The sequence below is a fragment of the Peptoniphilus genitalis genome (assembly GCF_023614525.1).
Taxonomy (GTDB): domain Bacteria; phylum Bacillota; class Clostridia; order Tissierellales; family Peptoniphilaceae; genus Peptoniphilus_A; species Peptoniphilus_A genitalis.
The window spans coordinates 1,693,596-1,720,158 of the sequence record NZ_CP097885.1 but is presented as its reverse complement, the minus strand read 5'-3'; the positions used below and the strand labels follow the sequence as shown (position 1 = coordinate 1,720,158).

Genomic DNA, 26,563 nt, shown 5'->3' with positions numbered 1-26,563 from the left:
CAAAATAAAAGATACTAAAAATAGGACTTAAAGTCCCATTCTCAGTAATTTGTCTTTTCTCTAACTTTTGCAGCCTTACCTTGTCTATCTCTAAGATAGTAAAGTTTAGCACGTCTAACTCTACCCTTTCTTGTAACTACAAGATCAGCAATTCTTGGTGAGTTAAGTAGGAAAGTTCTTTCAACTCCAATACCGTAAGAAATTCTTCTTACTGTGAAAGTCTTTCTAGCGCCTTTTCCTTGAATTTTTAAAACAGTACCATCGAATACTTGGATTCTTTGTCTTTCTCCTTCGATAATTCTGTAGTGAACGCTAACTGTATCTCCAACATTAAATTTAGGTAAGTTTTCATTTATTTGTTCAGCTTCAATAGCTCTAATATAATCCATTGTCTTTACCTCCTTCCAGTAAATCTTTCAAAATATCTTTTTCTTCATCATTTAAAGTCTTATCTTTTAATAAGTCTGGCCTTTTCTGTAAAGTATTTTTAATAGACTCTCTAAGTCTATACTTCCTTATTTTTTCATGATCTCCACTTAAAAGAATATCTGGAACTTCAAGTCCTCTAAATTCTCTTGGTCTTGTGTACTGGGGATGTTCTAAAAGTCCATTGTAATGTGATTCATCCTCAAAGGACTCCTCACTTGCAAGTACGCCATCAAGTAGTCTTGACACGCCATCAATAATAACCATAGATGCCAACTCTCCACCAGTTAAAACATAATCACCAATGGAAATTTCTTCATCTACATAATTTTCAATGACTCTATTGTCAATACCTTCATAATGACCGTTGAGAAGAATTATGTGTTCTTCTTCTTTTAGTTCTTTTAACTTATCCTGTGTAAGAACCTTGCCCTGTGGGGACATATAATAAACTTTGGAATTTTCTGTCTTTACAGATTCTATTGCCTCTACTATTGGTTTAATTTGCATCAGCATACCAGGTCCACCGCCATAGGGATAATCATCAACTTGTAAATATTTGTTGATGGCAAAATCTCTAATATCTACAGTTTCTAATTCTAATTTTCCTTGGCCAATAGATCTTCCAACAATAGAAAAATCTCTAATATTATTTATGAAATCGGGAAATAATGTTAAAACACTAATTTTCACAAAATCATTCCTTCTATTAACTTAATAGTTATTGTTGAATCTATCTTTTTAATAAATTCTTTTACTCCTGGCACTTGATAAGTTTCCTTATCCTTGCCTTCTATGACAAAAATATCATTAGCGGGATATTCCAATACTTCCTTTAAGACTCCAATGTAATTACCATCAGTGTCATAAACTTCTTTTCCAATTAAATCGGAAACATAATACTGGTCTTCCTCAAGTTCTAACCTGTCTTCATCTTTAATATAAATGTTAGATCCCTTTAAATTTAGGACATCATTTATATTTTCATAACCTTCAAAGCTTAAGTAGACAAAATCATTAACACGAACTCTTTTAATAAAAAATTCTTTTAAATCTTCGCCTACAAAGACGCTTTCCAGTTTAGAAAACCTCTTTTTGTCAAAGGTATAAGGATCAACCTTAAGTTCTCCCTTAATACCATGAGTATTAATTATTTTACCAATGCAAGTAATTGAATCTTTAATATTCTTCAATTTCCAAATTAACCTTTACATCTTCTTTTAGTGAAACAGCTTTTAAAATTGCTCTTATTGCCTTAGCAATTCTGCCTTGTTTGCCAATAACTTTTCCCATATCATTTGATGCAACTTTAAGAGTAATATCAATTGAATTATCATTCTTAGTCATTGCCACATCAACTGAAGAAGGATCGTCAACTAAAGATTTAGCAATATATTCAATTAATTCAACCATTTGGTCCTCCAAACATACTGTTATTCAGTAGCTTCTGATTCACTTGCTTCTGCTGTATTATTTGAGTTTGCACCAGCGCTGTACACTGAGTTTTCTCTGAAAAGTCTGTCAACTGTATCAGTAGGTTTTGCACCATTCTTAATCCAGTTGTTAGCTTTTTCTGCATCTACAACAACTTCCTTAGGAGTTGTAAGTGGGTTATAATAACCAATCTCCTCGATGAATTTTCCATCTCTAGGACTTCTAGAGTCTGCTACAACTATTCTATAAAAGGGTTTTTTCTTAGCACCCATTCTTCTAAGTCTAATTTTAACTGCCAAATTATTCACCTCCACAAAAAAATTTATATATTAAAATATATAAGCTAACTTAAAAGGAAAAAGGTAATTTAAACTTTCTCTTTCCCATTGTCTTGGACATGTTTCCAAATTGTTTCATCATCTTTCTCATGTCCTTAAACTGTTTAATCAGTTTGTTTACATCGGCTGGACTAGTTCCAGATCCCTTTGCTATTCTCTTCCTTCTGGAAGAATCTATAATTTCTGGCTTTTGTCTTTCCTTCTTTGTCATGGAAAGAATAATAGCCTCTACCTTAGCAAATTCATTATCAGGTAATTTAATACCCTTTAGAGCCTTGCTGTTCATACCAGGAATCATTCCTATTATGTCTTCAAGTGGCCCCATGTTTTTCATTTGTTGCATTTGGTCTAGGAAATCTTCAAAAGTGAAAGTTGACTTCCTAAGTTTTTCTTCAAGTTCCTTTGCCTTTTTATCATCAACAGCTGACTGTGCCTTTTCGATTAGGGAGAGCACATCTCCCATTCCAAGTATTCTTGAAGCCATTCTATCTGGATGAAAGACTTCAATGTTGTCCATTTTTTCGCCACTTGCGATAAACTTAATAGGAACATCTGTAACTGACCTAATTGAAAGGGCAGCTCCACCTCTTGCATCACCATCAAGCTTAGTTAAGATAACACCTGTTAACTTCAACATGTCGTCAAAGGTATCAGCAACATTTACTGCATCTTGACCTGTCATTGCATCAAGGACAAGAAGGACTTCTGAAGGTTCAAGAGCCTCGTGAATATCTTGAAGCTCTTTCATAAGGGCTTCATCTATGTGAAGTCTACCTGCAGTATCTATGATGACAACGTCATTTCCATTTTTCTTGGCATGCTCAAGAGCTGCCTTGGAAATATCAACTGGAGAAATCTTATCTCCCATAGTAAATACTGGTGTATCAACAGACTCACCTACAACTTGAAGTTGTTTTATAGCTGCGGGTCTGTAAACGTCACAAGCAACTAAAAGAGGTCTCTTTCCATCTTTTTTTAATTTATTGGCAAGCTTACCACTTGTAGTAGTTTTACCTGCACCTTGAAGACCACACATCATTATAACAGTTGGTTTCTTTGAGAAGTCAATTTTAACCTCGCTAGTACCCATTAAACTTGTGAGTTCTTCATTAACAATTTTTATTACTTGCTGGCCGGGAGTTAGGGATTCTAAAACTTCTTTTCCCAAAGCCCTTTCTTTTACTGTCTTAACAAAGTCTTTTACAACTCTGAAGTTTACGTCAGCTTCAAGAAGTGCAAGTTTTACCTCACGCATTGCTGCGTCAATATCTTTTTCAGATAATTTACCTTTACCTCTTAAATTTTGCAAAGTATTTTGCAATTTATCGGATAAACTTTCGAATACCAAAAATCCACCTCCTAGTCAAAAAGTATTTCTCTAAGCTCTTTAATTTTTAAATTATTGTTTTCACTTAGACTTTCTTTTTCTATACTTTCTAAAATTCTTTCTATTTTTTCATTTTTTATTTCTTTATTAGCTTCTTCTTTTTTTGCATTTTTTATTAACTCAAGTTTTGCTTCAAACTCCTCTAAGTTGTTCTCTGCTCTCTTTAAGTTGTCGAATACTGCTTGCTTAGATATATTAAGTTCAGATGAAATCTCGTTAATTGTGCAATCATAAACATAATACATTAGGGCAGCCTTCTTCTGCTTTTCAGTAAGAAGCTTTCCGTAGAAATCAAGTAACCTGTTCATCCTGAAAAATTTCTCATTCATTATATCACCATTTTTCTTGAGAGGTCAACCTCTTTACTTGACCTATCTAATTCTAACTAATAGCCCACTTAATGTCAACAATTATTTTAAATTTTTTTAGTTTTTTTATTGTTTTCTAGGTTTTTTTTCTATTATCTGTAGACACCCAATTCAATGACTTTAATAACTTTTTAAATTTTTATAAAATAACAAAATCATATAACGTCATAAGACTTTATGACTTCCTAATTTCCTATTAGTTTATAAGTTTTATGACTTAATAGGTTTTTATAACTTCATAAAATTTTATTTTTGAAATTTTCAAACTCATTAAAATAATTTTTCCACAAGAAATCCTTCAAATAATTTTACAAAAACCATCACTTAAAAGTTAGCAATAAAAAAGTAGGCCCTAAGACCTACTAAATATTTTTATGAATTTTAACCAAAAATTGTTTCTAAGAAGTTATCGATGTTGAAGTCTTGAAGGTCATCTATGCCTTCCCCTACTCCAATTAGCTTAATAGGAATTCCAAGTTCTGATTGAAGGGCAACGACAACGCCACCCTTGGCTGTTCCGTCAAGCTTTGTTAATGCAATTCCTGTTATGTCAGTTGCTTCTCTAAAGGTCTTTGCTTGGTTAATTGCATTTTGACCTGTTGTTGAGTCAAGTACCAATAAGTTTTCACGATTTGCTTCTGGGAACTTGTTAGAAATAATCCTATTAATTTTTTCAAGTTCTTTCATGAGATTAGACTTGTTGTGAAGTCTTCCTGCTGTGTCAACTATTAAGACGTCAGTTTTTCTAGCCTTAGCTGCTTCAATTGCATCGAAAACAACTGCTGCAGGGTCTGATCCTTCAGCGTGACTAATTATATCAACGTGAGCCCTATTGCCCCATTCTTTTAATTGATCAATAGCTGCTGCCCTAAAGGTATCTGCTGCACAAACAAGAACTGACTTGCCCTCTCTTTTGAATCTTGATGAAAGCTTACCAATAGTTGTTGTCTTACCAACTCCATTTACTCCAACTACTAAAATGATTACAGGCGGTTCTGTCTTAATAGGAGTATTTAATTCAGGGTTCATAAGTTTTTTTGCTTCTGCCATTAAAAGAGGCTTAACTTCTTGTGGGTCATTTATCTTTTCCCTGATTATTGTTTCACGCAAGTTGTCAATTAGCTTCATTGTGGTTTCCATTCCAATGTCTGCTGATATTAAAATATCCTCAAGGTCTTCAAGCATTTCGTCATCAATCTTGACATAAGCACCTAGGACAGTGTTGATTTTAATTCCAACTTCTTTTCTAGTCTTGTCTAGACCTTCCTTTAGTCTTTGGAAGAGTGAAACTTTTTTTGGCTCTTCTTCTACTACTTCTTCAGTATTTTCAACTTCCTTAGTTTCTTCTTTTGCTTCTTCTCTAGCTTCTTCCTTTTGTTCTAGAGCATCTTCAATAACTTCCTTGTCCTTGAAGGCTTCGTCTGTATCTTCTATTTTTTCTGAAGTTTCCACATCTTCTTCAGAAAGTTTTCCTTCTTCAGAAACTTCTTCTAGTTTTTCATGAATTTCTTCTATTTCTTCTGCTTGAGCTTCTTCTCTTGCTGCTTCCTTTTGTTCTAAAGCATCTTCAATAACTTCCTTGTCCTTGAAGGCTTCATTTGTGTCTTGGATTTTTTCTGAAGTATTTACATCTTCTTCAGAAAGATTTCCTACTTCAGATACTTCTTCTAGCTTTTCATGAATTTCTTCTATTTCTTCTTGGACTTCTTCGTCCTTAAATTCTTCATTTACTTCATCATGAATGAGCTGTTCTTCTTCTAAATTTGCTACTTCAGACTCAGTTTCTTCGGCAAGATTCTCTTCAATTAACTCTTCCTTGTTTTCCTTGTCGTCTTTTTTCTTAAATTTATCCTTAAACCAATTAAACATATCTATCTCCTAATCCTTTAATTTTACAGAGAACAATTTACTAATTCCCTTCTCTTCCATTGTAACACCATACATAGTCTTTGCAATCTCCATTGTGAGCTTCCTGTGAGTTATGATTATAAACTGAATTCCTTCAAGAGTTAAAAGGTAATCGGCATACCTCTTGATATTTGCATCGTCAAGAGCTGCATCAATCTCGTCTAGGATGCAAAAAGATGCTGGCCTATACTTTAATAGGGCAAACAATAGGGCAACTGCAGTAAGGGACCTTTCCCCACCTGATAATAGAGAAAGGGATTGTAATCTCTTGCCTGGAGGCGATGCCTTGATCTCAATTCCTGATTCTAATACATCTCCCTCTATGCTTATCTCTGCACGGCCGCCATTAAATAAAATTTTAAAAATTTCAGTAAAGTTTCCAGAAATTTCTTCCATGGCTTCATTAAATAATTTTTTCATCTCATGGTCAAGCTTACTTAGAATAGATTTAATTTCTTCTTTTGATTTAATCAAATCATCTCTTTGTGAAGTGTAAAAATCGCATCTTTCTTTTACAAGTTTATATTCTTCAATAGAAGAAATATTTACTTCTCCATAGTCGCGAACCTTCTTCTTTAGCCTTCTAAGAGTCCCCTCTTTCAAATCCACAAGATTATCATCAATAAAGTCGTAATAATCCTGAATGTCGTAATCTTCCCTTAGTCTATCCACTTCACTAGAAATTTTATTCCTGTTCATTTCAATTTTTAGTTCAGTTTTTTCTATTTCAGAACTTATTATAAGGGATTTTTCCTTAAGGTTTGAAAGCTCCTCCCTCTTATCTAGGTAAGTTTTATTTTTCTCATCTAAGTCCTTCTTAACTTCTTCTAATTTGAGATTTAAGTTTTCTATTGATTCCCTAATCTCTTCAAGAGATTTTTTATTTTCTTCATTAGATTTGGTCTTCTCTTCAATATTAGCTTGAGACTCTTCTAATATTTTCTTATTATTCTCAAGTTTTTCTTCAATTGAAGATATTTCAGACTTTATTCTTTCAATTTCTCTGGACTTGTAGAGGATTTTTTCTCTATTTTCCCTTTCAAGTAATTGAATTTCTATTTTTTCATCCTTTAGACCTTCGATTTCCTTTGAAAGTTTTTCTAGCCTATCTCCGCTATCAACTTCAGCCAAGAGTTCTTCAAGCATTTTATTCTTGCTTTCAATTTGTATCCTGTTATCTTCTAAACTACTTATATCAGCTTTTATATTTTCTTCAAGCTCTTCTCTTTCTCTTACATACTTGTTTAAGTACTGGGAGTTAAGCTCATTATCATTTTTATTTTTGTAAATGTTTGATTCTATTTCATTTATCTTGAGGCTTAGAGAATTTCTTTTTTCCATGTAAGATCCTGCAAAATCATTGAGGTTTGAAATCTTTTTTTCAACTTCTTCCTTTGCTGCTTCAACTTTTTTAAGCTGGCTTTGAAGAATCTTAAATTTGTTTTGGAAATCAGTAATTTCATTTTTACGCAAGATAAAAGAACTGTTGTAGTTGTTAAGTGAACCACCTGTGATGGCACCCGATGGATTAAAGACTTCTCCCTTTAGAGTTACCACCTTAAGCTTATGTTTTTTTGAAATCCTTGAAGCATTTTTAAAATTGTCAGCTATTATAACTCTTCCCAACAAGTTATAAAAAATCCCCTTAAATACTTCATCAAATTTTATTAAATCACAAGCTAGGCCAACCATACCTTCTTCTTTGGAGTTAACGCTTACTCTACTTCCAGAAACCCTATCTAGTGGAAGAAAAGTTGCTCTTCCCATCTTATTATTCTCCAAAATTTTTAACATCTCTGATGTATCTTTTGTAGAGGATACAATGATGTTTTGGGACATGGACCCAAGGGCAACAGAAATTGCCCTTTCAAAATCTTTTTCAACATAAAATTTTTCTGCAACTGGACCATAAAGTGAATCCTTGAAAATATTATTCTTAGAAGAAAAATTCATAAAGGATTTTACAGTCCTGTTGTAGCCTTCGTAGTTTGATTCCATGTTTTCAAGAATCTTTAGCCTTGCGAGGATTTCATTTCCTTCATTTCTTCTTTCTATTAGATTGGATTCAAGTTTTTTATTTTCATCATCAAGTCTTATGAGATCGTCCTTGGTCTTTTCAAAGTCTTGGTCATCTTTTTCGAGTTTCTCCCTTAGATTTTTTAATTCTAAGTTATCTCTATCAATAATTTCTTCAAATTCAATTTGATTCTCTCTTAGATTTTCTATGGACTTATCAAGATTAGACTTTCTATTGTTTTTTTCTTCTATTATATCTTCAAGGGTTTCGCTCTTAAATTTTATATTTTCAATTTCATTTTTTACTTTGTTTTTATTTTCAAAATTTAAGTTGCCAAGATCTTCTAGGTTCTTAAAGTCTGCTTCTAAATTTCTTATTAAATCTTCTTTTGCATTTAGTTTTTCAAGAATTTCTTCTTTAGAGGAATTTAATACTTCCCTATCTTTTTCAATTTCTCCTATTGATTCCCTAGCACTAAGTAAATCTTTATCTAAGCTTCCATTTTCAAAGCCTATTCTTTCAATATCCCTCTTGAGAGAATTTATTTTTTCCTCATCCAGATTTATTTCTAAATTTAACTTGTCAAAGTCTTCCTTGTGGCTATTTAATTTTTCACTAGAAGACTCGTTTTCTTCTTTTAGCTCCTCAAGTTTCTCTTGAATTTCTTCTAAATCTTGAGATAAATCTTCTCTTTTGCTTAGGATTTTATCAGAATCAGATTTTAAAACTTCAAGTTCCTTGACCTTGTTAAGTAAGTCTTCTTCACGCTTTTTCATATCCTTACAAGAAAAGTTTATGTCGTAAATCTTTAATTCTTCATAATCTTTTAAGTAGGCTTCAGCTTTTTCTGCTTGGACTTTTAAGTTTTGTTCTTGGACTTCTATTTCTGAAAGAATGTCTTCAATCCTAATTAGGTTCTCCTCTGTCTTTAGAAGTTTATTCCTAGATTGAATTTTCTTATACTTGTACTTTGAAATACCTGCAGCTTCTTCGAAGATATTTCTCCTGTCTTCAGGTTTTGAACTTAGGACGGATTCAATCTTACCTTGCCCTATAACAGAATAGCCGTCTTTACCAATTCCTGTATCCATGAAAAGTTCTTTTATGTCTTTGAGCCTACACTTCTTATTGTTAATCAAAAATTCACTCTCAAGGGACCTGTACATCCTCCTAGTTACAGAAACTTCACTATAATCTACGTTAAGGGACTTGTCCGAGTTGTCAAATACAATAGTTACCTCAGCCATGCCTAGGGGTTTTTTGGAATCAGTTCCAGAAAAAATTACATCCTCCATCTTACTTCCACGAAGATTTTTGGCGGAAGATTCACCCAATACCCAGGTTATTGCATCTGTAATATTACTTTTCCCACTACCATTGGGTCCGACAATTGCCGTAGTGGTTTCATCTAATTCAATTTTTGTTCTATTTGCAAAGGACTTAAATCCCTGCATAGTAACGGATTTTAAAAACATTTGCTCACCTGTAGTAGTTTCTCACATCAATAACTTCGTCTTTCTTTGACAAAATTTCCACTTCAAAATCAGAAAGATCCTTTTGTCTAAGATTTAATTTATCTATTCCTAATTTATTTATAATTTCCTTCTTGTTCTCTGACCCTTGTCCACTTATATTAGAAATATTTTTCCCCTTGGCAAGTAGGGTAATTTCATCAGCAATATTATTTGAATCCACAAAATAATTTATAAGTGCATTTTTAAAATAATAGGATTCAACTAATTGCCTATAAGCTGGATGAAAGGCTCCTGCCACAATATCTCCACCATAGTTTATATTGTCTGTTGGCTGAAGACCAACTCTTATGACATTTATATTATTTTTATAATAAATATTTAAAATGTCAGCCACATATTTAATTGAATCTTCTAATTCAAGAGCCTTGTAATTTCCCTTTTCCAGATTTATACAAAGGGCCGTCTCTTTTATAACAAGTGTTGGATATACTCTTATACAATAGGGCTTTAGTTTTACAAACTCCCTTGCAGTATAGAGTGATTTTTCTAAAGTATCCCCTGGCAGTCCCACCATTTGCTGAAGTCCCAGTTTAAAACCATAGGATTTAATCAAATTTGCAGCCTCATAGACACAAGAAGCATTGTGCCCCCTGTTAGATAAGATTAAAACTTCGGGATCAAGACTTTGGACCCCAAGTTCAATTATATCTACTCCATATTTTTTTAAATTTTCTAGAATTCTATCATCTATGGCATCGGGTCTTGTTGAAAGTCTAATATACTTTACAAAACCCTTTTCTTTATAGCTATGAGCCACTTTTAAAAATTCACTTTGCTCTTCAAGAGGTATAGCTGTGAAGCTTCCGCCATAAAAGGCAACTTCAACATTATCCTTCCTCTTAAAATAAGAAAGATATTCCAAAATAGTATCTTCAACATCACTATTTGAAATATCTGTAGACATCCCTGTAATTTTTCTCTGGTTACAAAAAACACAATCATTAGGACAGCCGTAGTGAGGAATGAAAATAGGTATTATATTTCTCTTAGCCATTCCTTCTCCTTTCAAGAGCCTCTCTTGCAGCTTCTTGCTGAGATTCCTTCTTTGTCTTGCCAGATCCTTTTCCAGCCAAAACTTCATCTAAGTATAATTCTGTAAAAAAGGTTTTGTCGTTATCTGGTCCTTCTTCCCTCACAAGTTTATACTCAGCCTTTTGCCCAGACCTTTGGACCTCTTCTTGAAGCATGGTTTTAAAGTCAACATTAAAGAGTTTATAAGCATCTTCTTTTAAGAATTCATCAAATAAATTCAAAACAATTTTCTTTGCATTATTGAAGTTCGAATCCAAAAAAATAGCACCAATCAAGGCTTCTAAAGCATCAGCAGAGGTTGACTCCCTCTTGCTACCACCATTTTTCTTTTCCCCTTTACCAAATCTTATAAAGTCTCCAAGTTCCAAACCCTTGGCAATGAAAAATAAGACTTTCTCATTAACAGACTCTGCCCTCATCTTAGTTAAGGACCCTTCAAGGTCTCTTGGAAAGTTCTTATAAAAATACTCCCCAATAACTAGACCAAGGACAGCATCTCCAAGAAATTCAAGTCTTTCATTACTTTCATATTGTTTCATCTTGTTTTCATTGACATAGGATGAGTGAGTTAGGGCTGTTTCTAAAAGACCTTTATCCTTAAAATCATAATTTAATTTTCTTTCAAGATTTTTTAAATTGGAAAAGGTCATTTGATTACTGTTCCAAATCTTCTACGTATTCTATTACATCGCCAATAGTCTTTAACTTTTCAAGGTCTTCTTCAGAAACCTCTGTCTCAAATTCTTCTTCTATTGTCATTACAAGTTCAACAAGCTCAATAGAATCAGCATTTAAGTCATCTTGAAAGTTCATATCTTCTGTAAGATCATCCTTATCAATGTTGAATTGTTCAGCAATAATTTGTAAAATTCTATCCTTCATTATTTTTCCACCTTATCCTTTATTTTATCTACAATATTAGATTCTACTATATCTATGGCATATTTTGCAGCATTTTTTATGGCTCTGGCATCAGAATTTCCATGAGCCTTAATAATGTTGCCATCAATTCCCAATAAGATTGTTCCCCCAACTTCTTTAGCATCTAGCTTTTTAAACTTATTCATTAAAAAGTCAGTGAAAGCTTTTTTACTCTTATCGTCTAAGTCTGAAGTTGCAATACCGTGGAAAAGGCTTTTTGTTGCAAATTCCACTACTCCCTCAATGGATTTAAGAAGAACATTTCCATCGAATCCATCACAAACTAGAAGGTCCACATCATTATCCATAATTTCTCTAGCTTCAACATTTCCCACAAAGTTGAGATCAGATTCTTTTAATCTTTGGTAGGCTTCCTTATAAAGTGCATTGCCCTTGCCTTCTTCTACCCCTACATTTAATAGTCCAATTTTTGGATTTTCTATCTTGTAGTATTCTCTTAAGAATACATCACCAAGGATTGCAAATTCTTCTAAAAGTTCTGGGCTTGTGTCCATGTTGGCGCCAGAATCTATTACAAGCGTATTAGATTTTAAACCTGGTATTAAAGTTGGAAGAACTCCTCTTTTTATTCCCTTAATTCTTCCTACAATAAAGATTCCGCCACCTAAAAGGGCGCCAGTACTTCCTGCAGAAATAAGTGCTTGGGCCTTCTTTTCTTTTAAGAGAGTCATAGCCTTTACAATAGAAGATTCTTTCTTTTTCCTTAAAGCGAGAACAGGTTCTTCATTGTTCTCAATGTTTTCACTTGCATCCACTATCTCTACTTTATCTTTATCATAATCTAGTCCTTGAAGATTTTCTTTTATAAAGTCTTCTCTTCCCACTAGGATTATTTCTTTATTAAATTCATTGGAAGCATCAATAGCTCCCTTAATGATTTCAGCCTTATTGTCGCCACCATTTATATCAAAAATTAGTTTCATTTCGACCTCCATTAATAAATTTAATATTATATTAAATGATTAAAAAAATCAATCTTTTGCCTATATTTAATAAGATTTCTTCACTTCTCTTAAGTCAATCAAATTTATAAATTATTTTTTATAACCTATAAAAACTTTTTATTTTATAAGGCAAATATTTTAAATATTATAATGAGAGTTTTTTATTTTGTGTTAATCTTTTTCTTATTTTAAATCAGAAGTCTTTATGTTTAAAATTACAAAGTCATTTAAACTGAATTATTATTTACTACAAGTTAGTAAAAATTTATGAAACAGGATTTATCTATGACTTAGTAAAAGTTGATGACTTAGTAAAGGTTGATGACTTAGTAAAAGTTAACAACTTAGCGAGAGTTAATAACTCCGCATTAATCTATAGCTTTTTATTTACTTAAAAAGCTATGAGAAAATATTAATTTATAAAGTTTTACAAACTAATAACTTCCTACTTAATAGAAAATTATAGCTAAGTATTCTTGTTTAACTTCAAGATTAATTTCTCTAAAGAAAATATAAGTTAGCAAAATTAAAAAAGACAATAAAAAAACTCGCTCAAGTTTCCTCAAGCGAGTTTAATTTATTTATTTAGAAATTATATTATTTGGCAAAAATTATTCTTCACCGTTTGCTAGTGCAATATAGCCAGCGTATCTTGCCTTAGCATTTTCTTCAGCAACTTCGTAAAGTTTTTCTGCTCTTTCAGGGAATAACTTCTTAAGAGATGTATATCTTACTTCTCCGTCAAGGAAGTCTCTGAATGGTTTAGTAGGTTCTTTAGAGTCTAAAATGAATGGATTCTTTCCTTCTTCTTTAAGTTCAGGGTTGAATCTGTATAGGTGCCAGTAACCTGTTTCAACAGCTTTCTTTTCTTCTTCAATTGAGAAGCCCATACCTACTCTAATACCGTGGTTAATACATGGAGCGTAAGCAATGATTAGTGATGGACCATCATAAGCTTCAGCTTCTTTAATTGCCTTGTAAGCTTGGTTCTTGTCAGCACCAAGAGCAATTTGAGCTACATATACATAACCATAAGTTGTTGCCATTAGACCAAGGTCTTTCTTCTTAGTTAACTTACCAGCTGCTGCGAATTGTGCAATTGCTGCAGTTGGAGTTGCCTTAGAAGCTTGACCACCAGTGTTTGAATAAACTTCAGTATCAAGAACAAGAATGTTGATATTTTCACCAGATGCTAGAACGTGGTCAACTCCACCGAATCCGATGTCGTAAGCCCAACCGTCTCCACCGATGATCCATTGACTCTTCTTGATTAAGAATCTTTCAAGACCCTTAAGATCATCAATGATTTCATCTGCCTTGTCGTTTCCGAATTTCTTATCAAGAACTTTTAGTACATTTGCACTTGCTGCCTTAGAAGTCTTGTAGTCATCCATTCCTTCAATCCAAGCCTTGAATGCTTCGTTAGCTTCTGCGTCAACGTTAAGTTCAATGAAGTCTTCCAAAAGGTTCTTAATTCTATTTCTTGTTTGAGTTTGAGATACAGCCATACCATATCCATATTCAGCATTGTCTTCGAATAGGGAGTTAGCCCATGATGGTCCATTTCCGCATTCGTCAGTACAATATGGCATTGATGGTGCTGATCCACCCCAGATTGATGAACAACCTGTAGCGTTAGCAATGCTCATTCTATCTCCAAATAATTGTGTAACAAGTTTTACATATGGAGTTTCTCCACAACCTGCACAAGCTCCTGAGAATTCAAGATATGGAGTTTGGAATTGACTGTTCTTGAAGTTGTTAGGTTCAATGTTTTCTTGTTTAGATTTTACGTGTTCAAATGCATATTCCCAGTTAGCTGCTTGAACGTCTAATTCATTTTCGAACGGTGACATAACAAGTGCTTTTTCTTTTGCTGGACAAACTTGAGCACAGTTTCCACAACCTGTACAGTCTAGTGGAGAAATTTGCATTCTGTATTCGTAATTTTCAAGTCCCTTACCTCTAGCCTTAATTGTTTCAAAGCCTTCTGGTGCGTTAGCCTTTTCTTCTTCGTCAGCAAGGAAAGGTCTAATTACTGCGTGAGGACAAACTAGTGAACATTGGTTACATTGGATACAGTTTTCGCTCTTCCAGTGAGGAACATTAACTGCGATACCTCTCTTTTCGTAACGGCTTGTTCCTGATGGGAATGTACCGTCAACCATGTTGCTGAAAGTTGATACAGGAAGATCGTTACCTTCTTGTCTGTTCATTGGAATTAGGATGTTATTGATAAATTCAGGAGCTCCCTTAATCTTGAAGTCCTTAGTTGTATCAGAATCTTTCCAAGAATCTTTAACTTCTACTTTGTGAAGAGCTCCAATACCTTGATCTACTGCAGCGTAGTTCATGTTAACAATATCGTCACCCTTAGCACCGTAATCTTTTACGATAGCTTGTTTTAGAAGTTTAACAGCTTCATCTAGTGGAAGTACTTGAGAAAGGTTGAAGAATGCAGCTTGCATTACCATGTTAGTTCTTCCGCCAAGTCCAACTTCTGCAGCTATTTTAGTAGCGTTAATTGTATAGAATTCAATTTCATTTTCAGCAATATATTTCTTCATATATCCTGGTAGGTGTTCATCAAGTTCTTCGTCATTCCAAATAGTATTTAGAAGGAACTTTCCACCTTTCTTAAGTCCTCTTAATAGGTCATAAGAGTAAACATAAGATTGTTTTGAACATGAAATGAAATCAGTTTCTGTTAGTAGGTAAGTTGATGTAATTCTGTTGTGACCAAATCTTAAGTGAGACATTGTAACTCCACCAGATTTTTTAGAGTCATAATCAAAGTAACCTTGTGCATACATGTCAGTGTTGTCACCGATAATCTTGATTGCAGATTTGTTTGCACCTACAGTACCGTCAGATCCGAATCCCCAGAACTTACATCTAATAGTTCCTTCAGGTTCAGTTGTGATGTGTTCTTTAATTTCAAGTGATTTGTGAGTTACATCATCAACGATACCAATTGTGAAGTCATTCTTAGGTTGGTCAGCCTTAAGGTTTTCGTAAACTGTTAAGATATCTGTTGGGTTAGTGTCCTTTGAACCTAGACCATAGATACCACCAACGATAAGTGGTTTCTTATCTGATTCATAGAAAGCATCTCTAACATCAAGGTAAAGTGGTTGTCCAACTGCTCCCTTTTCCTTAGTTCTATCAAGAACTGCAATTCTTTCAACAGTTTCAGGAATTGCTGCCATTAAGTGTTTAATTGAGAAAGGTCTGTAAAGGTGAACTTTAACAAGTCCAGTCTTTTGTCCCTTTGCGTTTAGGTAATCAACAACTTCTTCAATTGTTTCAGTTACTGATCCCATTGCTACGATAATGTCAGTAGCATCTTTTGCACCGTAGTAGTTGAATAGGTTGTATTCTCTACCAGTTAATTTAGAAATGTCCTTCATATAACCTTCAGTGATATCAATGATATCAGTGTAATAGTGGTTTGAAGCTTCAATTTCTTGGAAGTAGATATCAGGGTTTTGTGCAGTACCTCTAATTTCAGGTCCATTAGGGTTAAGAGCTCTTTGTTTGAAAGCCTTAACTGCTTCTTTATCTACTAGTTTTGCTAAATCATCGTAATTAAGTACTTCAATTTTTTGAACTTCGTGAGATGTTCTAAAACCATCAAAGAAGTGAATGAAAGGTAAACTTCCCTTGATAGCAGCTAAGTGAGCAACGCCAGCTAAGTCCATTGCTTCTTGAACTGAACCAGATGCTAACATAGCAAGTCCTGCAGCTCTTGCTGCCATAACGTCTTGGTGGTCTCCAAAAATTGAAAGTGCGTGTGATGCTAGTGCTCTAGCAGCAACGTGGAATACACCTGGAAGTAGTTCCCCTGCTATCTTGTACATGTTAGGTAGCATAAGTAATAGACCTTGAGATGCTGTGTATGTTGATGTTAGTGATCCAGCTTGTAGTGAACCGTGAACAGCTCCAGCAGCTCCTCCTTCAGATTGTAACTCCTTAACCAATACTTCTTGACCGAAGATGTTCTTTCTTCCGTGAGAAGCCCAAGCATCAATGTGCTCAGCCATTGGTGAAGAAGGTGTGATTGGGTAAATACAAGCAACGTCAGAAAACGCATAGGCTACGTGAGCGGCTGCTTCATTACCGTCCATTGTTTTAAATGTTTTAGACATATTTGCCTCCTAATTATTAATAATATAAATATTAACTAACCATACTGTTTATATTATAGAACTTAATTTAATAAATTTCAATAATATTATTAATAAAAGTCTTAGAAAGATTTAAAAATAGCGAATTGTGAAAGACGTTCCATTATACGGAATTTACTTTTTATTTTTAATTTTTTTCTTACTATTAATAATAATAAATAAAAGCTTATTATTAAGTTCTCATTAATTATCTTTAATTTCTCTTTCCACCCATAAGTCTATTGTTTAAAGCTTCTGCAGGATTGTAACCCAATTCTTTTTGCTTGTAGTTTTTAGTAGCAACTTCAATTATAAGGGCAGTGTGTCTTCCTGGCTTAACTGGTATGTCAAACCTAACAACATCTATCCCTAGAATGCTTTGGTATTTGTTGTCTAATCCCAGTCTTTCATATTCCTTTGACTCGTCCCAATCTTCTAAGTTTACAACGACTTCGATTTCTTTTTCTTCCATGACGAAACCAACACCAAACATTTTTTGAATGTCGATAATGCCAACTCCCCTTATCTCCATAAAATATTTTGTTATTTCTGGTGACTTTCCAATAAGTCTCTTATCTAAGTTTTTTATAATAACCGAGTCATCAGAAATTAATCTTGCTCCATTAGAAATAAGATCTAGGGCAGTTTCACTTTTACCAATTCCACTTCTTCCTGTTATTAAAACTCCAATACCAGAAATATCTAAAAGAACACCGTGCATCCTCATTGTTGGAGCTAGTTCATCTTCTACAAGTGAAATAATCTTACTAAAGACCTTTGAAGTTGAGTCAGGACTCCTTAAGATTGTTACATTATATTTTTTTGCAAGTTCTATGGCTTGAGGAAAAATTTCAGCATTCCTAGAAAAAATAACTGCAGGAATGTCATAGATAAATAATTTTTCTAGGGTTTCATACCTCATCTTATCTTCCATAGAATTTATATAGTGCCACTCTTGAGTTCCTATTAGTTGGATCCTGTCCTTAACAAAGTTAGAGTAATAACCATTAAGTTGTAGGCCTGGTCTATTGATGTCACTACTTTCTATTTCTATGTCCTTGTAGTCTATGGATGCATGAACAAGTTCAAATTTTAATTCATCAACTATATATTTTATTTTAACGCCCATTATTTCCTCCCCTAAAGTGCTGGTAAATGGAATTAGCACTTGCTTCATTCATGGATTCAACTTCCATTAATTCTTCTAGACTTGCATTTTTTATCTTATCAATGGATTTAAAGTGTTTTAAGAGATTTTCCTTCCTCTTTGGTCCAATTAATTTTATATCATCTAGTTCTGACTTAAACATAGTCTTGGTCCTTAAATTTCTGTGATAATTTATGGCAAACCTGTGGGCCTCTTCTTGAATTTTATAAATCATCTTGTAAGCACGTGAGTTTAAATCAATTTTAAATTCTTCATTATTGTAAATAATTCCACGAGTCTTGTGGAAGTCATCCTTTACAAGTCCACAAATTTCTAAATTTAAATTCAACTTGTCTAAGATTTCTTTGGCAGCATTGACTTGTCCCTTGCCACCGTCCATCATTATAAGGTCTGGGAAATTTGAAAAAGAAGATGACTTAGAAGTTTTTTTCTCTTCCACTCCCCTTGTAAATCTCCTCTCGATAACTTCCTTTAAACTAGAATAGTCATCTGGTCCCACAACACTTTTAATCCTAAATTTTCTGTAGTCACTTTTCTTAGAGTCGCCATCTTCAAAAACTACCATTGAGCCCACTGACTCAACTCCAGAAATATTTGAAATATCGTAGGCCTCAATCCTCCTAGGAGTTTCGTTCAGACCAAGTAGGTCCCTAATATCTTCAAGGGCCTTTTTATTTGTTTCAGCTCGCTTCTTGAACTTGTCACCGTACTTTTCTATCATATCCAGGGCATTCCTCTTTACCATTTTAACAAGTTCTTTCTTGTTGCCCTTTATTGGAACTACAATATTTACCTTATTGCCCCTCTTTTCTGTTAGCCAATCTTCCAATAATTTAATATCGAGAGGTTTTTCTTCTATTATAATTTCCTTTGGTATATAAGATGCTCCAATGTAAAATTGCTTGATAAAAGATGAAAATATTTCTTCATAAGAATCATTGTAATAGTCTCTAATCATGTAGTGTTCTCTACCAATAATTTTTCCATTCCTAAAAAAGAAGATTTGAATCAAGACTTCGTCAATTCCCTTGGCAAGGGCAATAATGTCCTTGTCATCGTTAGCTTCTGGATCAGAAATAAGTTGCCTTTCCTTTAAGTATTCAAGATTTTTAATCCTGTCCCTAATGTCTGCTGCATTTTCATAATCAAGATTTCTTGAGTAGTCCATCATCTTCTCATGAAGTTTATCCACTAGCTTGCTGTTGGAAGAGGATAAAAAATTTAGGACTTCATCTACCATTAAATTATAATCCTCATCCTTTACTTCTCCAGTGCAAGGTCCCAGGCACTTGCCAATGTAGTAGTTTAAGCAGGGCCTAAAAGGTTTTTCTTCCACATTTTCAAGATTCAAATTGCAGGTCCTAAGGGGATAAATCCTCTCAAAGGTTTCAATAGAACCATTTACTGCAAAGACATCGGGATAGGGCCCAAAGTATTTTGCTCCGTCTTTGGCAACTCTTCTTGTCTTCATAACCCTTGGAAATCTCTCGTTGACCTTAACTTTGATGTAGGGATACTGCTTGTCATCACGGAGTAGGATGTTATATTTTGGAAGATTGTCCTTTATCAAGTTGGACTCAAGCACTAGGGACTCAACTTCATTTTCTACTATTATATATTCGAAGTCGTGAATCTTTGACACCATGCTGGCAACTTTTTTTGAGGACTTACCATAGGATCCAAAGTATTGTCTAACTCTTTTTCTAAGAGATTTAGCTTTTCCAACATACATTATCTCGTCTAATTCATTTTTCATTATATAAACTCCTGGTTTGTCGGGAAGTTTATCAAGCCTTTCTCTTAAATCTAACAATTATTTATACCTCTCTCGTTGCTTCTTTCAAGTATTCTAAAATTTCTCCTTCAAGATAGGGACTTAATTTTTCAAAAACTTCCTTGTGGTAGGAATTTAAAACTTCCACTTGTCTCTTTGTCAAAAGACTTACATCAATTGCATCTAGTTCAAAGGGACAGAAGGAAATTGTCTTAAACTTATTAAAGATTGAGTCCACAGTTTGGCAGTCGTAGACAACCCTCATGATGTTTTCAATCCTAATTCCATGCTTGCCTTCCTTATAAACTCCAGGTTCATTGGAAACAATCATGCCTTCTTCCATTCTCACTGCAGGGTCTCTTGGAGAAATTCTGTGTGGTCCTTCGTGAACTGAAAGGACAAAACCAATTCCATGACCAGTGCCACACTTGTAATCCATTCTCTCTTGCCAAAGGGCATATCTTGCAATCCCATCAAGGGCCAGGTCATAAGTTCCCTTTAAGAAAACTGCGTCCATTAGGTTTATGTGACTCTTAAGGGTCAAAGTATAATCTCTTATCTCTTCTTCACTTAAGTCTCCCATGGCAATGGTCCTTGTAATATCAGTTGTCCCTGAATAATATTGGCCTCCTGAATCTACAAGATAAAGTCCCTTGTCCCCTATTATTGCTTGGCTTTCCTTTGTGGCATGATAGTGCATCATGGCAGCATTAGGGCCATAGGCTGAAATCGTGTCAAAGGAATTAGATATATAAAGAGGGTCCTCCCCACGAAGTCCATCAAGTTTCATAGCAGCTTGGTATTCCCCAATTTTATTTTTTGCATTTTTCTTCAACCAGTAGATAAACTTAAAGAGTGCCACACCATCTCTAACATAAGTTTCTTCAAGATTTTTTATCTCAACATCGTTCTTTATAGCCTTTAGGTCTTCTGAAATGTTTCTTCCAAAGATAATTTCATTCTTGTCGCAGAGTTCCTTATAAATTCTTTCGTTAATAGAGGCTGGGTCAAGATAAATTTTCTCGCCATTATAAGTTTTTAAATATTCATAAAAATCTGAGTAATCTTTTATTTCTAGGACTTTAGACAGTTCTTCTTCAATATTTTTTGTCTTAGACCTATCTGTAAACAAGATGACCTTGTCTTCTTCAATTATCATAAATGAAATTAAAACTGGAGTGTCCTTTATGTCCATGCCACGAAGGTTTAGGGTCCATCCAATATCCACAAGAGATGAAACCACAGTCATCTTGGCATTTTTATTTTTTAAAATTTCTCTGATTTTAGAAATTTTATCTTGGCAAGACTTGCCAGCATATTTGATATCCAACAAAAAGGCATCATCTGATGGAAAGTCATACCTATCTTCCCAAAGGTCCTTTATCAAATCTATATCAAGAATTTTAATATTCTTATTTTGCAATTTCTTTGAAATAGAAGAAAACTCTTGATGAGAAAAATATTCTGCATTAAGACCAAGGGTCATTCCCTCTTTCATGTTTTCTGCAATCCACTCATCGTAGTTTAAAACTCCAGCTTGCCCTTGCTTTTTAAGTTCAAAGCCAAAATCTTTTATCTCTCTTGCAGCTTGAATGTAATATCTTCCATCAGTCCAAAGGAAAGCCTCATCTCTTGTCACTACAGCAGTCCCTTGTGAACCAGTAAAGCCTGTTAAGAATTCTCTTTCCTTGTAATAGTCTGGCAGGTACTCAGACCCATGTGGGTCCTTTGATGGCACAAGATAAAAATCTATTTTATTTTCTTTCATTAAGTTTCGTATTTTATTTAAAATCACATTATCACTTCCTAAGTCCTATATTATCACAAGAGGAAATTAGGGCAAAGAAAAAAGTCCGGTCTCCCGAACTTTCTCCTTTTATATTAAATTTTTCTCATTATCGCCTTTGCTCAAAATTTAAATTTCTCATTAAAATAAGAAGTAATATACAATTTCCCACCATGTGTAACTAAGATATGCTAATAAGAATAGTAGTATTATCAATATACTTTTAATTAGTAAAGCTTGATTTTTCTTAGAAATTTTCTTATTAACATAAAAATTTATAGTTTCATACCCTCCATACAATATAGGAATGTTAATTATAATACACATTAAATTTAAATAAGAGTTTATAAATTTATCAGAACCTAAAAAGTAAATATTATATTTCCTGCCAAAAAATTTAAGACTAACAAATAATATTAAACTTAGTAATGATATTCCATACATAGTTCTTTTTTTATTAGTACGCTTATTTAATAAATAAACTAAGATTAAGTATATTATTATAGTTATAATGTAAATTAAAAGCTGTTTTGTACCCACTTTTTCCACCTCTAAATAATTTTATTTTTGTCGACTTTATATTTTCATCTCGAATATATAATACCACTTTATCTTTGTCAAGTTTTAATAAAAGAAAAAAAGTCCGGTCTCCCGAACTTTCTCCTCTTTATTAAATTTATTTTTAAAATTTAATTGTAACTTTGAATAAGTCTCCGTCAATGTCAATGTCAAAGCTTGCTCCGTGAGCTCTCACGAAGGAAGATGCTATTGATAGACCAAGACCTGATCCTGAAGTTGTTCTTGATTTTTCTCCACGAGTGAATCTTTCCATAAGTTCCTCTGCAGAAATATTAAGTGGATACTTAGAAATATTTTTTATTGTAAGCTTAACTCCACCCTCATCTCTTAGATCAACATAAACTCTTGAGTTTTCTAGGGCATACTTAGAAATATTTGAGAATAAGTTGTCTAAGACTCTTGAGAATTTTTGTCCGTCAATCTTAAGCATTACTTTTTCTTCAGAAAGATTGGAAATTATCTCAATATTGTTTTCTTTAATTTTATCTTCCCACTCGCCTATTGATTGGGCAACGAGAGAATTAAAATCAAGCTCTTGTCTATCAAGTTCAATGTTATTTGATGTTGCCTTTGAAACTTCAAACAAGTCTTCGATTAAGACTCTTAACTTGTTGGACTTTTCATTAATTATCCTTGCGTACTCTTTAGCTTCCTCTTGTGAATTATCTTCCTTTGAAAGCAAGTCAGAATAATTGAGTATGGAAGTAAGAGGTGTCTTTAGGTCGTGGCTAACATTGGTTATAAGTTCAGTCTTTAACCTTTCAGACTTTACTGCATCTTCAATAGCAAGGTCTAAGTTTGATCCAATGTTGTTAAAGTTATCAACTATGCCGTCATAAAGTCCACCAGTTTTTTCAATCTTCTTCTTATAATTTCCTCCAACTATTTCGCTTGCTTCCCTATTAATTCTCGCAACTTGGTTAATGTTTTTAAGAATTATAAAGTAGATGAAGCCTGCAAAAATAATTATTGGTATCACTATAGCTTCAGGCGCTGATGCAAACATGCCTGCAAAGAATAGAAAGAGTAGAAATACTACAATACACAAGACAAGATAAACAAGAGTGAATTTCATCTTGGCATTATTTATTTCCTTATTATCAAATTTGTCAACTTTTGAGAATTCTCTAATGCTTGCCTTAAAGGCCCTATAGATCAAAGCATTTTCTACTAAATAGTTTTCTGTATTTTTATTAAATGTGCTCTTCAGTAAGATTACAAGATAGTCTACAGTTAGTGAAATAATCACAAGACCAAGAAGGTAGAATAAATAGAAAATATACAAATTACTATAAATTTGGTTTATACTTGATATTCCTGCACTAGAAAATACAAAAATTACAAATAAAATTATCACAAGTTCTATTGGAAACTTGAAAACTTTTCGCAAGCTTCCGCTGCTGTCAACTTTTTCCATATTCATAAATAGTCCTAATAATGCTGATAAGACAGCTGTAATTAATACGCTTACTCCAATTTGCACTTGGACTTGGTCCATAAAGACATCTCTTTCAATATCTTTAAAAACTTCATCATCTAAAGATGTATAATAAGCAAACTTTAGGTTTTTAATATTGTTTTTGCTGTTCAAATCTCTAAAACTGTCATTAATTTTAGATTTAAAAGACTTGTCTATAAAATTGTAGTCGCTATCCATAAGTCTTTGGCTCTTTTGAACCTTATCAATCACTATACTATCATTAATTACTGACCCAGTAATTAAGAAGTCATTGTTTCTCATTTCAATCTCTAGGGGATCAAACTCATTTTTTTCATATTCATTAGTAAGATAAAAAGTTTTATATTCAGATTTTAATTCAGGTTGGTCTAGCATCCAATCTTCAAGATAGTCCTTTGGGTCAAGTCCCTTGGCCTTTAGGTCATCCTTCTTCTTTTGAGCTTCAATTAATCCTGGATCTGTAACAACATTTCCATTTTGGTCAAAATATTTTAGTTTATAAGACTTAACAGCAAAGTTAAATCTATTATTGGAGCTATAGTCTTCACCATAAAGAGATAGGTCTATAGTGCCGGTAATTCTATTATCTGTCAGAATTCTTCTGTAAGTAGAACTCGGATCTCTTGAAAATAAAAGTCTACCTGCCAAAAGTGATACTAGTGAAATTACTAAAATTATTAAAGCATAATAGGATAATTTGTAAGAATTTTTTTTCATTATTTTCGCCTCAAATCTTCAAACTTATATCCAAGACCCCACTGAACCTTTAAGTACATTGGCTTCTTTGGATTTACTTCGATTTTTTCTCTAATACGTCTGATGTGAACTGTCACAGTCTTTGCCTCCATGGCTGGTTCATTCCAGACACTTTCATAAATTTCTTCAATGGAAAAAACCCTGTTGGGATTCTTCATCAAGAGTTCTAAAATTTTAAACTCAATAGAAGTAAGTGCTACTGGCTTGTCCTCTACATAGGCAATTTTTTGTGACAAGTCTAACTTGATACTGCCTATCTCAATAAAGTTCCTGTCCTTTTTTAAATCATAGGCATAAAATCTTCTCAGGTTGCTCTTCACTCGAGCAATGAGTTCCATTGGATTGAAGGGTTTTTGAACATAATCATCAGCACCAATGTTGAGTCCGAAAATTTTGTCTGTGTCCTCTGATTTTGCAGATAGGATAATTATTGGGACAAAGGAAACTTCTCTTAGTTTAATTATTGCTTCCTCGCCAGAAAGTTTTGGCATCATGAGGTCCATTATAATTAAATCAATTTTTTCATTTTTAAAAATTTCTAGAGCTTCAAGTCCATCTTCAGCGTAAAAAATTTCAAAGTTTTCATTTTTTAGATAAATTCCAATGGACCTTGCGATTTCCTTGTCGTCCTCGGCAATTAAAATATTGTACTTATCCATTACATCCCTCCTTCTGACTTTATAATAGCAAATAATAATTACAAAACTTCTTACAAATTCTTACAAAAATCTTAAATCGTATTTAAAATGCTTTTATTGCAATTTCTCTTGCAAGATAGATGGCAAAGAGAGACAAAATCATGCTAAGAAAGGCATAAAAAATTCCTGTACCAAACTTTTGATTGTCTCCCAAGTTAAAGATTTCAAAGGCAAAAGTTGAAAAAGTTGTAAAGCCTCCACAAAAACCAACTTTTAAAAATAAAACAAGTCTGGAGTCCAAATTATTTTTCTCTGCGTAAAAGGCTATGAGGCCAATTAAAAATGATCCAACTACATTAATTATAAAAGTTCCAAGAGGAAAGTCCCCCTGACTTTTTATTGTGGTGGACAAAAAATACCTAAGTAAAGAGCCCAAGGCCCCACCAAGTCCAACAAATATATACATTTTTTCTTCCTTTCTATCCTAGAAATATTGTTACTTAAAAGTGAATGTGTTAAAATTTACTCAACATTATTATATGAGAAATGGGGTTTATTGTGAAGAAATATTATGGTATGAAACTTGAATACGAAGTTGACGACAAGCCAGATTTTTTGAAATCATCTTTACTTGGTTTTCAAAATATCTTAACTGCCTTTAGTGGAATTATTGCAGTGCCACTTAGTATTGCTGCCATAGCTGGCACAAATGTTGCTGAGACTTCTGTACTTATCTCTGCCGCTCTTCTTGCTTCGGGTATATGTTCCTTTATCCAAACAAGAGGAATCTTTAAGGGCAAGGCCAAGGTTGGTATAGGCCTTCCAACTATAATGGGAACAGATTTTGGATTTGTTCCACCAGCCAACGCTGTTATCAACACTATGGGCGGCGGCCTTGCAGGTTACTTTGGCGCTACAATTATGGGGGCCTTTTTGGAATTAATCTTAAGCTTTTTTATAAAGCCACTACTTAAGTTCTTCCCAGAAGTTGTAACTGGAACTGTAATCACTCTTATAGGTATTACTATGATGCCTGTTGCCTTTGACTGGGTGGGTGGAGGCTATGGCGCAGAAAATTATGGGGACCCACTCTTTATTGGAATAGCCGTCTTTACCTTCTTACTTATAATTTTTATAAATCATTATGGAAGGGGCTTTGCAACAACAGCATCAGTTGTCATTGCCATGACTATTTCCTACTTAATTTGTATTCCACTAAAACTTGTTGACTTCTCACAAGTTGCAGCTGCTCCATGGTTAAGACTTCCAAGTTTATTTCCCTTTGGACTTAAGTTTGATGTAAGGTTTGTCATCCCCTTCATAGCAGGTTACCTTGTTACAATTATAGAAACTGTTGGAGTTATGAAAACTCTTGGCGAAGTTTGTGAAGTTGACCTTGATGACAACGACATTGCATCTGGTGTAAGGGCAGACGCTATTGGTTCAATGCTTTCTCCTGTTTTTGGATCTGGTGCAGCCCAAACCTTTAGTCAAAACGTAGGACTTATTCCACTTACAAAATGTGCATCAAAAAAAGTTGCAATTTACTCTTCTTTTATTTTGATTATAATGAGTCTTTGTCCAAAGTTTGCAACTCTTGTTTCTATTATGCCAACACCAATTCTTGGTGGAGCAGGTATTCTTATGTTTGGAACAATTTTAGGTTCAGGCATGCAGGCCTTATCAAGAGCTAAGTTCTCATCTAAGAACTTAATGATTATTGCCGGCGGCATAGGAGTTGGTATTGGAATCACAATGAGGCCAGACATTGTTGCAAAACTTCCTACTGTAATTGCAGCTCTCTTCTCTTCAGGTATCTCTGGAGGAACTATTGTGGCTGTGGTTTTAAATATTTTGTTAATAGACAAGGAATATTAATTAAACTGCCTCAGGGCAGTTTTTTTAT

At 33.7% G+C, this 26,563-nt stretch carries 21 protein-coding genes; 1 reads left to right on the top strand and 20 read right to left on the bottom strand.

All coding sequences use genetic code 11. The annotated features are described in order from the left end of the window. Positions 1 to 41: 41 nt before the first annotated feature. From rplS to crcB, 20 genes are all read right to left on the bottom strand, one after another. A complete protein-coding gene (gene rplS, locus M9426_RS08225) occupies positions 42 to 389 on the bottom strand; it encodes a 50S ribosomal protein L19 (protein WP_005956838.1) in 348 nt (115 codons plus the stop codon). Then, the gene (trmD, locus tag M9426_RS08220) at positions 376 to 1,119 is read right to left on the bottom strand and encodes a tRNA (guanosine(37)-N1)-methyltransferase TrmD (protein ID WP_005956786.1); all 744 of its coding nucleotides are present in this window, start codon (positions 1,117 to 1,119) and stop codon (positions 376 to 378) included. The genes rplS and trmD overlap by 14 nt, the downstream gene beginning before the upstream one ends. Further along, a complete protein-coding gene (gene rimM, locus M9426_RS08215; protein ID WP_250341937.1) occupies positions 1,116 to 1,619 on the bottom strand; it encodes a ribosome maturation factor RimM in 504 nt (167 codons plus the stop codon). Before rimM ends, trmD begins: the two co-directional genes overlap by 4 nt. Continuing rightward, positions 1,606 to 1,839, bottom strand: a complete 234-nt coding sequence (locus tag M9426_RS08210) for a KH domain-containing protein (RefSeq protein ID WP_005956767.1) — start codon at positions 1,837 to 1,839, stop codon at positions 1,606 to 1,608. The genes rimM and M9426_RS08210 overlap by 14 nt, the downstream gene beginning before the upstream one ends. A gap of 20 nt (positions 1,840 to 1,859) precedes the next feature. After that, on the bottom strand, positions 1,860 to 2,159 hold the full coding sequence (gene rpsP, locus M9426_RS08205; RefSeq protein ID WP_005956761.1) for a 30S ribosomal protein S16: 300 nt from the start codon (positions 2,157 to 2,159) through the stop codon (positions 1,860 to 1,862). Positions 2,160 to 2,208: 49 nt separating this feature from the next. Then, complete coding sequence (gene ffh, locus M9426_RS08200; protein WP_250341936.1) at positions 2,209 to 3,546, bottom strand: signal recognition particle protein; 1,338 nt, start codon at positions 3,544 to 3,546, stop codon at positions 2,209 to 2,211. Between the two features lie 11 nt (positions 3,547 to 3,557). Continuing rightward, positions 3,558 to 3,914 carry a YlxM family DNA-binding protein gene (ylxM, locus tag M9426_RS08195; RefSeq protein WP_250341935.1) on the bottom strand — a complete coding sequence of 119 codons (357 nt, stop codon included), beginning with the start codon at positions 3,912 to 3,914 and terminating at the stop codon, positions 3,558 to 3,560. A gap of 420 nt (positions 3,915 to 4,334) precedes the next feature. Next, a complete protein-coding gene (ftsY, locus tag M9426_RS08190; protein WP_250341934.1) occupies positions 4,335 to 5,822 on the bottom strand; it encodes a signal recognition particle-docking protein FtsY in 1,488 nt (495 codons plus the stop codon). A gap of 9 nt (positions 5,823 to 5,831) precedes the next feature. Further along, entirely contained in the window at positions 5,832 to 9,353 is a 3,522-nt protein-coding gene (gene smc, locus M9426_RS08185) for a chromosome segregation protein SMC (RefSeq protein ID WP_250341933.1), read from the bottom strand. A gap of 4 nt (positions 9,354 to 9,357) precedes the next feature. Next, the gene (locus M9426_RS08180) at positions 9,358 to 10,407 is read right to left on the bottom strand and encodes an elongator complex protein 3 (protein WP_250341932.1); all 1,050 of its coding nucleotides are present in this window, start codon (positions 10,405 to 10,407) and stop codon (positions 9,358 to 9,360) included. Further along, positions 10,400 to 11,095, bottom strand: a complete 696-nt coding sequence (gene rnc / locus M9426_RS08175; protein ID WP_060800067.1) for a ribonuclease III — start codon at positions 11,093 to 11,095, stop codon at positions 10,400 to 10,402. The genes M9426_RS08180 and rnc overlap by 8 nt, the downstream gene beginning before the upstream one ends. 4 nt (positions 11,096 to 11,099) lie before the next feature. Beyond that, positions 11,100 to 11,327, bottom strand: a complete 228-nt coding sequence (gene acpP, locus M9426_RS08170) for an acyl carrier protein (RefSeq protein ID WP_005956798.1) — start codon at positions 11,325 to 11,327, stop codon at positions 11,100 to 11,102. Further along, the gene (plsX, locus tag M9426_RS08165; protein ID WP_250341931.1) at positions 11,327 to 12,310 is read right to left on the bottom strand and encodes a phosphate acyltransferase PlsX; all 984 of its coding nucleotides are present in this window, start codon (positions 12,308 to 12,310) and stop codon (positions 11,327 to 11,329) included. Before plsX ends, acpP begins: the two co-directional genes overlap by 1 nt. A 632-nt stretch (positions 12,311 to 12,942) precedes the next feature. Continuing rightward, positions 12,943 to 16,479 (bottom strand): pyruvate:ferredoxin (flavodoxin) oxidoreductase, encoded by a 3,537-nt coding sequence (gene nifJ / locus M9426_RS08160; protein ID WP_250341930.1) that lies wholly within the window; start codon positions 16,477 to 16,479, stop codon positions 12,943 to 12,945. A gap of 232 nt (positions 16,480 to 16,711) precedes the next feature. Then, positions 16,712 to 17,626: an HPr(Ser) kinase/phosphatase gene (gene hprK / locus M9426_RS08155; RefSeq protein ID WP_005956853.1), complete on the bottom strand. Its 915-nt coding sequence runs from the start codon at positions 17,624 to 17,626 to the stop codon at positions 16,712 to 16,714. Next, positions 17,616 to 19,478 carry an excinuclease ABC subunit UvrC gene (uvrC, locus tag M9426_RS08150; RefSeq protein ID WP_250341929.1) on the bottom strand — a complete coding sequence of 621 codons (1,863 nt, stop codon included), beginning with the start codon at positions 19,476 to 19,478 and terminating at the stop codon, positions 17,616 to 17,618. The genes hprK and uvrC overlap by 11 nt, the downstream gene beginning before the upstream one ends. Before the next feature lie 4 nt (positions 19,479 to 19,482). After that, positions 19,483 to 21,234 carry an aminopeptidase P family protein gene (locus tag M9426_RS08145; RefSeq protein WP_250341928.1) on the bottom strand — a complete coding sequence of 584 codons (1,752 nt, stop codon included), beginning with the start codon at positions 21,232 to 21,234 and terminating at the stop codon, positions 19,483 to 19,485. 673 nt (positions 21,235 to 21,907) lie between these two features. Next, entirely contained in the window at positions 21,908 to 23,980 is a 2,073-nt protein-coding gene (locus M9426_RS08140) for a sensor histidine kinase (RefSeq protein WP_250341927.1), read from the bottom strand. Continuing rightward, entirely contained in the window at positions 23,980 to 24,678 is a 699-nt protein-coding gene (locus M9426_RS08135) for a response regulator transcription factor (protein ID WP_005956756.1), read from the bottom strand. The genes M9426_RS08140 and M9426_RS08135 overlap by 1 nt, the downstream gene beginning before the upstream one ends. Before the next feature lie 82 nt (positions 24,679 to 24,760). After that, on the bottom strand, positions 24,761 to 25,123 hold the full coding sequence (crcB, locus tag M9426_RS08130) for a fluoride efflux transporter CrcB (protein ID WP_250341926.1): 363 nt from the start codon (positions 25,121 to 25,123) through the stop codon (positions 24,761 to 24,763). Between the two features lie 92 nt (positions 25,124 to 25,215). Here crcB and M9426_RS08125 point away from each other — a divergent pair, with 92 nt between their 5' ends. After that, a complete protein-coding gene (locus tag M9426_RS08125; protein ID WP_250341925.1) occupies positions 25,216 to 26,535 on the top strand; it encodes a uracil-xanthine permease family protein in 1,320 nt (439 codons plus the stop codon). Positions 26,536 to 26,563 lie beyond the last annotated feature (28 nt).